Genomic DNA, 2,840 nt, shown 5'->3' on the forward strand with positions numbered 1-2,840 from the left:
ATTAGGCAATATTTACCTAAAGGGATTGATTTAAATCAGGCAGATCAGCATTATTTAAATCAAGTTGCCATGTCACTGAATACTCGTCCTAGAAAAGCGTTAGATTGGCTTACACCATTAGAGAAATTTGCTCAGCTTGTTGATTATCATAAGACTTTTCAAACTGTCGCACCTCATGTTTGAATTCGCCCTAATATAAAAGCTTATTTTCAATAAAAAACACATCATAATACCCCCTTGCCTTTTAACCACAAAAATATTGAAGTTATTATTTAGAAGCAATTAATAGAAAAATAAACAAATCTTTTTTAAACAAGCTACTAATAAAAATATCTCCATCGAAAATAAAGTATAAAAATTCAAAAACCATTTAATAAAGTATCAATAGAGTTAAAATACATATAGCTTACTTTTAATTTTAAAGAGGAATACAAGAAATAATTTCTTGTATTCCTGTTATAAGATTGGGAGAACCAAGTTGATAATTTCACCCATTTCTTTGGATCTATTAATTTAAGTTTCGACTTTACTTATTTGAGCTTAGCCATTTGGTCGAGTCACAATCGGGAAAATTGAATCTGGACGTTTAAACATTGCAAAGAATTTTCCAATTTTCAGTGGATTACCTTTGACTTTACTGTCTTTAGAAAGCAGGACTTTTACCCCTTCTATTTGACCTGTAATCATTTTTAGATATAAGGGCTTGGTTAAGGTTAATGTAGGGCAATCCAATGCCAAATCTTTACTTTCATCATAACGCTTAAACTGCATGACTGAGTTTTCAACCCATAATGAAAAATGCTCTTTGGTATCCGACAAAACCAGATTGATACACTGGTTTTCATTTTTTAAATTTTCCACATCTAAATTTGTCGCCATAGCTTCAAGAAATCTTTCAGTTGGTGTATGAATCAATAAATCACTCGGATCAGAAGTATTTTGTAGGGGTACATTATTTTGTAGCTCTTGAGCGCCCACCAAAAAGAAATTACGCCAAGTTGAAGCCTCAGCAGCATAGCCCAATTGACGATAAGTATTCGCCAATAAGTCTTTTGCTTGTTGGTTTTGAGGGTTATTCAACACAATATGTTTTAAAATCTCGGCAGCCCATCTATAGTCAGCTTGAGCGTAGGCATCCCGCGCATTTTTCAATGCATTGTTCTCCCCACCTGCTAACTCAATATATTTTTTTGCAACAGCTTTAGGGGGTAATGGATCTAAATTGGAAGGATGGGCATCGAACCATCCCATATAATATTGGTATACTGCTTTTACATTATGTTTTAGGGTTCCATAATAGCCATGAGCATATAGTTTTTGATCAAGTGCCGCTGGAAGCTTAATTTTTTCGGCAATTTCAGCGCCATTAAAACCAGAGTTCATATATCTCACCGTCTGATCATGCGTGAACTTATAAACATCTCGCTGGGTTTTAATAAAATCTTGAATATTGTCATTGCCCCAGACAGGCCAATGATGCTGTGCAATCAATACATCGGATGCTTTGGCATGCTGCATTGCTTGGTCTAGATAGCCCACCCATTTTAAGGCATCACGGACTTTAGCACCCCGAAGGGTATAAAGATTATGCATGGTATGAGATAGAATTTCTGCGCCGTTATAAAGTTTCAATGATGGGATAGAGAACGTTAATTCTGCTGGTGCTTCTGAACCCGGCACGTTATAAAACACAAAATCCAAGCCATCAACCGTCATTTTCTGTTCTGGTTGAGTGATCAGTTGTGTAGGCTCAAGGATGCCCATTTTTCCCACAGCAACAGCCTTACCTAAACCTGTATCCACCAATCCTTCCGCATTTTTAGGTAGAAAAGTTCCATACATATAAGTCGCACGACGTATCATGGCTGAACCTGCCATCACATTTTCACTGGTCGCTTCTTCCATAAAGCCTTTTGGCGCAATAATTGGAGTTTTTCTAGCGTTAATTTCTTCGCTAGAAAGAACGCCTAATGCACCACCAAAATGATCGATATGGCTATGGGTAAAGATAATGGCTGAAATTTTTTGCTCACCTAAATGCTGTCTAGCAAATTTAAGTGCTGCTTCAGCCGTTTCTTTAGAGGTTAATGTATCCACAATAATCCAGCCAGTATCACCCTGAATGATGGTCATATTTGCCAAATCAAAACCACGAATTTGCCAAACTCGATCTGTTACTTTAAATAGCCCAACATTGTTGTTTAATTTTGCTTGTCGCCATAGAGTGGGATTAACGGTATTTGGTGCTTGATCTTGTAAAAAACTAAATGCATCAAAATCCCAGATAACATTGCCTTTCTCACTTTTAATTTGACCTGTTGGCTTGGCAATAAAGCCCTTTTGAGCCTGATTAAACTCAGTCATATCCTCTAAGTTATACTTCGCCTTATATGTATTATTTGATTCAATGACCGCTTTTTCTACTACAGTATTTGCTGCAAAAACAGAAAATGGCAGAATAAGCATCAATGAAACTGTTAAAAACTTAATTTTCATCTTCTTTCCTTTTTTTAAATAGAGGTGGTCCCACATGTTTGAACAACTAAAAGCTTATTTATAAGTGATACTCTGCTCTAGTTAAGCTACCTTATTTTGTTGTGGTAGCTGGTCATAGTAAAACTCATCTGGAGTCATTTTGTCCAGACTCGAATGAGGTCGTTTCAAATTATAAAATTCAAAATATGCGTTTAATTGCTTCTTCGCATCCAAAACATTGCTGTAGGCTTTGAGATACACCTCTTCATATTTAACGCTCCGCCATAATCGTTCAACCATCACATTATCAACCCATCGACCTTTACCATCCATGCTGATTTGGATGTCATTTGATTTCAATACAT

At 36.2% G+C, this 2,840-nt stretch carries 2 protein-coding genes and 1 pseudogene; 1 reads left to right on the forward strand and 2 read right to left on the reverse strand.

Going from position 1 to position 2,840, the window contains the following annotated elements:
- Nucleotides 1-183, forward strand: a pseudogene (locus tag BLV99_RS17895) (IS30 family transposase); the annotation flags it as partial.
- 357 nt (nucleotides 184-540) lie between these two features.
- Here the strand turns inward: BLV99_RS17895 and BLV99_RS17900 are convergent.
- Complete coding sequence (locus tag BLV99_RS17900) at nucleotides 541-2,496, reverse strand: alkyl/aryl-sulfatase (protein ID WP_000693745.1); 1,956 nt, start codon at nucleotides 2,494-2,496, stop codon at nucleotides 541-543.
- 81 nt (nucleotides 2,497-2,577) lie between these two features.
- The coding region (locus BLV99_RS17905; RefSeq protein WP_005401423.1) for an integrase core domain-containing protein at nucleotides 2,578-2,840 on the reverse strand (263 nt) is incomplete at its 5' end.

Source organism: Acinetobacter kyonggiensis (genome assembly GCF_900107285.1).
GTDB classification, from domain to species: Bacteria; Pseudomonadota; Gammaproteobacteria; order Pseudomonadales; family Moraxellaceae; genus Acinetobacter; species Acinetobacter kyonggiensis.

Coding starts and splice junctions, on each gene's coding strand:
- BLV99_RS17900 (WP_000693745.1), bottom strand. CDS start 2,496: ATGAAAATTAAGTTTTTAACAGTTTCATTGATGCTTATTCTGCCATTT.